The 6495-nt window shown below is 54.4% G+C and carries 6 protein-coding genes and 1 pseudogene; 2 read left to right on the top strand and 5 right to left on the bottom strand.

Annotation, left to right across the window (positions count from 1 at the left end):
- Together ASD64_RS07855 and ASD64_RS07850 are read left to right on the top strand one after the other, a co-directional pair.
- A partial coding sequence (locus tag ASD64_RS07855) for a Tn3 family transposase (RefSeq protein WP_156460064.1) occupies positions 1 to 636 on the top strand: 636 nt, incomplete at its 5' end.
- A gap of 53 nt (positions 637 to 689) precedes the next feature.
- Positions 690 to 1316, top strand: a pseudogene (locus ASD64_RS07850) (Tn3 family transposase); the annotation flags it as partial.
- 189 nt (positions 1317 to 1505) lie between these two features.
- On the opposite strand, the gene ASD64_RS07845 reads toward ASD64_RS07850, so the two are convergent.
- The 5 genes from ASD64_RS07845 to ASD64_RS07830 form a co-directional block, all read right to left on the bottom strand.
- The gene (locus ASD64_RS07845; RefSeq protein ID WP_056103318.1) at positions 1506 to 2963 is read right to left on the bottom strand and encodes a tripartite tricarboxylate transporter permease; all 1458 of its coding nucleotides are present in this window, start codon (positions 2961 to 2963) and stop codon (positions 1506 to 1508) included.
- A 54-nt stretch (positions 2964 to 3017) separates the two neighbouring features.
- Positions 3018 to 3470: a tripartite tricarboxylate transporter TctB family protein gene (locus ASD64_RS22010; protein ID WP_056103315.1), complete on the bottom strand. Its 453-nt coding sequence runs from the start codon at positions 3468 to 3470 to the stop codon at positions 3018 to 3020.
- 50 nt (positions 3471 to 3520) lie between these two features.
- Positions 3521 to 4480, bottom strand: coding sequence for a tripartite tricarboxylate transporter substrate binding protein (locus tag ASD64_RS07835; protein WP_082549907.1), 960 nt, complete (start codon positions 4478 to 4480; stop codon positions 3521 to 3523).
- Positions 4481 to 4502: 22 nt separating this feature from the next.
- Positions 4503 to 5471 (bottom strand): polysaccharide deacetylase family protein, encoded by a 969-nt coding sequence (locus tag ASD64_RS20555; protein WP_162249063.1) that lies wholly within the window; start codon positions 5469 to 5471, stop codon positions 4503 to 4505.
- 123 nt (positions 5472 to 5594) lie between these two features.
- Positions 5595 to 6464, bottom strand: coding sequence for a carbon-nitrogen hydrolase family protein (locus ASD64_RS07830; RefSeq protein WP_082549905.1), 870 nt, complete (start codon positions 6462 to 6464; stop codon positions 5595 to 5597).
- Positions 6465 to 6495 lie beyond the last annotated feature (31 nt).

The raw sequence follows: 6495 nt of genomic DNA, 5'->3' as shown, positions 1-6495 counted from the left end.
GGCCTCAAGGATCGCCGGCTCTATCTCTTCCCGGGCGACACGCCTCCCGAAAACCTCGCCTCGCTCTTCGGCGAACCCATCAACGTCGAGCGGATCAGGGTAAATTGGAATGACATCCTGCGTCTCGTTACAACGATCCGTTCCGGCCAGGTGCGGCCTTCGACCTTGCTGGCGAAACTGTCCGCATTCCCGCGTCAAAACGGACTGGCGCTTGCGCTCCGCGACATCGGACGCATCAATCGATCAATCTTCCTCCCGCAATGGTGGCAGAACCCCGAAATGCGCAGGAACGCCACCGCCGGCCTCAACAAGAGCGAGGCCCAGAACACCCTGGCCCGTGCACTGTTCTTCAATCGCCTCGGAGAGCTGCGGGACAGAACCTTCGAGAGCCAGTTCTACAGGGCGTCCGGGCTGAACCTGCTCATCAACGCGATCGTTTACTGGAATACGCTCTATCTCGAACCGACTTTCGCCGAGCTCAATCGCGAAGGCATTGCCACGCCGGCCGACGTGATCAAGCACATCACGCCGCTCGGATGGCAACATATCAGCCTCACCGGCGATTATATCTGGACTCCGACTGATAGTCTCGACCTCAGGCCGCTTCGGCGCGAAACATCCATACTGGCCGCTTGATCACTATATGTTCTCAAATGTCGGACAGATCCACCACTTTCGTGTCGTGACGCCGTGTGGACAGGAAAGCTGATTACGGCCTGCTCGACGAACTTGCGGCGAACCGGATCAACGTGCGCCTCATCGCCAACCACTGGGACGATCTCCTGCGCCTCGCCGGGTCGCTGAAACTCGGCGTCGTGCGGGCCGCCGGGCTCACGCGCACCCTCCAGACCAACGATCGCCCGACGAAACTGGCCCGTGCGCTCCAGGAACTGGGGCGCCTGATCAAGACGCTCTACCTGCTGCGGTTCATCGATGACGAGAGCTATCGCCGGCGCATCCTCATACAGCTCAACCGCGGCGAAAATCGCCACAGGCTGGCGCGCGTGATCTTCCACGGCAAGCGCGGCGAACTGCGCCAGCGCTATCGCGACGGTCAGGAGGACCAACTCGGCTCACTCGGCCTGGTGGTCAACGTCGTCGTGCTATGGAACACGATCTACATGGACGCTGCCCTCAATCAACTGCGCGCTGAAGGATACGAGGTGAAGCCTGAGGACGTCGTCCACCTCTCGCCGTTGAGCTTTGGCCACATCAACATGCTCGGCCGTTACGCCTTCACCCTGCCGGAAATCATAGCGCGTGGCGAACTCAGGCCGCTGCGCGATCCCCGAACCGCAGGAATCGACGACCTGTAGGCAAGCGTATGTGTGTTTTCTGTTACGTTGCTACTCAAAGCCCAATTATGGCTGGCGCGACAACGTGGAGGAGAACACCGGTTACGGAGCAATTGATGGCGTAAAAACAAACCCGATCCACTTAGCTGAGCCGCCAAACTGTCTCACCAGACGGGTCACCTCGAATCACCCCTAGAATGTCATCCTTGCTTAATCCACAGTATCCGCAGCCACTTTTGAACGGCGAGCCAGAACGATGACTCCAACCAGCATCGCCATGAACGCCCAGAAAATCCATCGCTCAAAGAGGATTAGCGGGGATACGGAAAACACCTGCCGTGCCGAAAGTTCAATCATCGGTCCCAGCACATAAGCTAGTACGAGGGGAGCTATCGGCCAATTTCTGATCTTCATCTGCCAGCCAAGTAGGCCCGCGCCGACGCATACCCACACATCCACCATAGTGTTTCGAGTGCTGTAGGCACCAACAAGGCAAATAACTATTATGATGGGTGCCAATACACCGTATGGAATCTGCGATAGGCGAACCCATAGTCCTACCAGCGGTAGATTTAGTATTAGTAGAATAATGTTGGCTACGAAGAAGCTTGCGATCAGCGCCCAGACGAGATCAGCCTGCTGAGTAAAGAGGGTCGGGCCTGGAACAATACCATACATTCCGAAAGCGGCCAGTAGCAGCGCCATAGTCGGGCCGGTTGGAACACCTAGTCCGAGAAGCGGTATCATGTTGGACATTGCGGTACCATTATTAGCGGCTTCAGCTGCGGCCACCCCCTCGATTGCTCCTTTGCCAAATTTCTGAGGTGTTTTTGAACGCTGGCGTTCCGCCGAATAACAAAGGAATGATCCCGTAGAAGGCATCATACCTGGCAGGAGTCCGAGTACCAGGGAGATGCCAGTTGCACGGGCGGTTGCGGGTAATCCAACACGAAAATCTTCTCGAGTAGGCATGATCCGACCGAGTTTGGTAGCTAATACATTAGGAGCTTGGGACGTCGATAAAATCTCTCCCAAGCCAAACAGGCCAATCATCATGGGCACGACATGAAAGCCCTGTAGCAGAAAAACCTGGCCGAACGTCATGCGCTCAAGCCCCGATGCATTATCGAAACCCACTATAACAAGGATCATGCCGACAAGCGCGACGATGATACCTTTAATGAGAGACTGCCCAGACATTGACGCAATCGCGACGAGACTAAATATCCCAAGTCCCAGGTATTCTGCGGGGCCAAAACTCAGCGCCAAACGCGCAATGGTGGGCCCGACCAGCGAAATAAGAATCGCACCGGTAATGCCGGCGATGAACGATGCGATAGCTGCCATTGCAAGGGCTGGCCCGGCGCGACCCTGCTTCGTGAGGACGTGGCCATCGAGTGCCGTTACCATCGAAGCGACTTCGCCCGGCACATTCATGAGAATGGCTGATGTTGAGCCCCCATACTGTGCGCCGTAATAGATTGCGGCGAGTGCGATGATCATTCCGTCGGGAGGAAGATACGATGTAAACGGAAACAGTAAAGCGACCGCTGTTGCGGCACCGACGCCGGGCAAAACTCCAACCAGCGTGCCAAGCAAGCAGCCGACCGTAGCATAGAGCAGATATTCAGGAGATAGAACTTTTATTAGCCCTGCGACAAACTCCATCACTGTGTCCTTTTTAACGATAGATCTACAAGGCGAGCATACCTACCTGGTTAGTCAAAACAGTAGGCTCGGTGGGAGCGGAACGAGGAGAATATCAAAAATATAGTTCGCAATGAGAGCAAACAAAAGGCTAACAGTTATCGATGGGATTGGTCTTCTGCCGCTTATAACAAGCATATAAATTATCAGAAAAGCGGCTGTCGATATTAGAAATCCAAGATAGTTAAGCCCAACAATGTAAATACAAATGAGGGCCAAGATGGAGAGGGGTTGTATGAGCCCGAGAGGCTCTTCCTCTGTCTGTTCTTGCAATGGCGGAGGCCAAAGATTGATAGCCGCTACCATAACCAAGAGTAGGATTGCTACAAGGGTCATCCAGGCGGCTCCTTCGTAGGAGCCGACTGTATCGGGATAACTGGTGCGAAGCCGATTGGCGTCCCACAACGTGATCGAGGCTAGGACCGCCACCGGGACTGTTTCAAGGAGAGTCCGTACTGGAGTTTTCATAAGGCACCCGTCGCGCGCTTGGATCAAGGCAGGTAGGCGTCAGGATCGCCTCACTCTGAAGGAGTTGTCAGGATTCTTATGTTTTCAACCTCCTGCTGAACATAAGGCCACACTTCCTCGGCCGGCATGTACTTCGGCAGATTACCGGCCATGGTTTGTTCTTTGACGAATTCGGGGTTCTTGATGATGGCCTGGACTGCTGTCTCGAGTCGTGCAACTACTTCGTCTGGAAGACCAGCAGGGCCAGAAAGAGAATTCCAGCCTACCATGGGAACGTCGAACCCGACCTCCTTAGCAGTAGGCACTTCCGGGATCGTGTCCAACCGGTCATCGCCCGTTAGGGCGAGAATGCGGATATCTCCCGATTGATGAAAAGCGATAGCCGCTCCAAGGGATCCTCCCGATAAATTAATATGGCCGCCGGCAAGCGCCGTCATAGACGGTCCCGAGCCGTTGAACGGAACCTTAGCAACCGCACCAGGATCGATTCCCATAACATCCAGCAGTTTTAAATTGACCGTGTCGGTGAAGCTGCTGCCGCCAAGCCAACCAAGCTTAATCGCAGATGGATCTGCCACCCCAGCGGCGGCGATGTCAGCTAGTGTTTTCCATTCCGATTTGCCGTTTACTGCATAGAGATATGGATTAATAACCACCATCGGTCCCCAGCTGCGCTTCTCCAGCTCGTATGGCAAATCGGCACGCAAGCCGTGCAAAGAGCTTGTGGCCGGAGAATCGAACAGAAGTGTATAGCCATCCGCCCGAGCACCAAGAACGGACAGCGTCCCCGGAATCGAATTGCCACCACCTTGATTCACAATATTGACTGGCGTGTCCAGCTCCTTGCTCAGATACTTGGCAGTAATACGAGCCGCCACATCCGTTCCCCCGCCAGCAGCAAAAGGAACAATGAGAGAAATGGGTTTTTCAGGATAATCCGCCTTGGCCGGCACGCTGATCACGAGCGAAACGGCGATTGCCATGAAAGCAGTTTTAAGTTGATGCCTCATAAGTTTTCCTCCCTTAATGAGCCTATTTTTTGTCAAAAATTGCGCCTTCGAGCGCAAAAGGAATGTCCCTCTTTGGGGCTAAAAGTACCGCATTTGTGATGTCGGACAACGTGACGCCTACCGGCTCCAGATTTGCCGCGGAACAGGCCGCACAAACCTCATCGAGCATTCTCTGGAGTCGCTGATAAACAGGATCACCTGAATCTCTATAAGCATATTGATTATGGCTAATTGTATTCAGGACAGGAACATCTGGATCGCGTTTGAGAACTTGAGAAACGATGTTTGTTGCTATCTTTTTGTAGGAAGTTTGGTATTGGCCAAGCCAATCTACATCGGGACGAAGATCCGCATACATGCTCCGTCCGGAGGGACCGCTCAGAAGAACTGATCGATCTGCCGACAAAGGCATGTTAACGAAGCTGAGATCTCCAGCAATTTGACGGAATACGGCGTTTGCGAGGTGCGGATCGGGCTCTGCACCAGACCATACCGCGCACATTTCAGGAATGACCCTACCTGGGGCTGTGCAAGAACCACCCTTGAAACCAAGACTATCAAGTACCCGAAAAATGGCATCGTTTGCCGAAAAGGTACCGGGGCGGAAGTATGACGGACGCCTTCCAATGGCATCTTGCCAGAGAGCCGATGATTCAGCCAGAAGCGCCAATTGCTCGGCCTCCGAGAGGCCGCCATAGTGAGCGTGGTATCTTGAACCGTTGTAGCGCCAACGTGAGTATTTCCAGGGATGCATGTGCAATCCCAGACATGCCCCATGCTGCTCCAAATCCCGAAACATTGCAGCTTGGGCAATTGCCGTTTCCGGATGCACGAACAACGTAACAGGGAATCCGTACCGTGAGGCGATCTCTGAATACCCGCACACGGCGTTTTCTCCAACAGTCCAGTCTTCAGGACCCGTTGCGAGGGGGTGGGTGGTTCCCCTCGACGGTTCGCAATCCATAGTCAAAACTATATACATCTTCTTCATAGGTCGTTTCATCACCCACTATCGCCAGTCCGAACACAGAGAGCATACTTAGTTTATTGCTAAAATAGTTTTCAGCCTGTTCTTATGCCCTCAGCATATTTGTTTACGCTGGTCCCACTCTGATTAGATTTTCGTCAATGCTGAATAGAGTTCGGGCCGACGGTCGCGCCACCAAGGGAGGCTCGTTCGCGCCACACGCACCTGATCCAGATCAATCTTCTCGACAAGAAGCTCGGCCTTTTCGGTGCCGCCGATCGACAGGATCTCCGCGCCTACTGGCGAGATGATCATGCTCTGACCGAGATGCTTGCGGCCGTGCTCGTCTCCGGCGCGGTTGATCGCAACCACATATGTGCCGTTCTCGTACGCTCGGGCGCGCATCGGCAGATCCCAGGTGTTGTCGCGCAGCATGGTCTCGCCATACGAGGCGGCGCAGATCGGCATAAAGAGGATTTCTGCGCCCTTGGCGGCGAGCGTGCGCGAGCCTTCGGGGAATTTGCGGTCGTAGCAGATCTGGATGCCAACCTTGGCGCCCTTCACCTCGAAGACGTTCAGATCGTCACCGGGGGTGAAATAGAACTTCTCATACGAGCCCGTGCCGCCCTTCAGCTGACTCGGGAAGATCGCCGGGATATGAACCTTGCGGTAGATACCGACCAGCGATCCGTTTTCGTCGATGACAGCCGTGGAATTGTAGAATCGGCCATTGTTCTTCTCACCAAAGGGGAGGACGAGAGCCATGTTGTGCTTCTTGGCGGCTTCGAGCAACGGCTGTATGCGCGCGTCGGACAGATCAATGAACCACTTCGCGAAATCGGATTCGAGACGGTTCGGGAAGAATGGCGTGAGGAATAATTCGCAGAAGCCGATGATGTCGACGCCTTTCTTGCCCGCCTCTTCCACCAGCTCGACAGCGCTCTTTATTTCTGCGGTAATATCGTCCGACAATACGGGGCCAGTTTGCGCAGCAGCTACGGTAAGAATTCTGGTCACTTATTTCTCCTGTTCGGATGCTTGGGATGAC

It is taken from the genome of Mesorhizobium sp. Root157 (genome assembly GCF_001427385.1).
Taxonomy (GTDB): Bacteria; Pseudomonadota; Alphaproteobacteria; order Rhizobiales; family Rhizobiaceae; genus Mesorhizobium.
This window is presented reverse-complemented; position numbering and strand designations above follow the sequence as displayed.

Coding starts and splice junctions, on each gene's coding strand:
- ASD64_RS07845 (WP_056103318.1), bottom strand. CDS start 2,963: ATGGAGTTTGTCGCAGGGCTAATAAAAGTTCTATCTCCTGAATATCTG.
- ASD64_RS22010 (WP_056103315.1), bottom strand. CDS start 3,470: ATGAAAACTCCAGTACGGACTCTCCTTGAAACAGTCCCGGTGGCGGTC.
- ASD64_RS20555 (WP_162249063.1), bottom strand. CDS start 5,471: ATGAAGAAGATGTATATAGTTTTGACTATGGATTGCGAACCGTCGAGG.
- ASD64_RS07835 (WP_082549907.1), bottom strand. CDS start 4,480: ATGAGGCATCAACTTAAAACTGCTTTCATGGCAATCGCCGTTTCGCTC.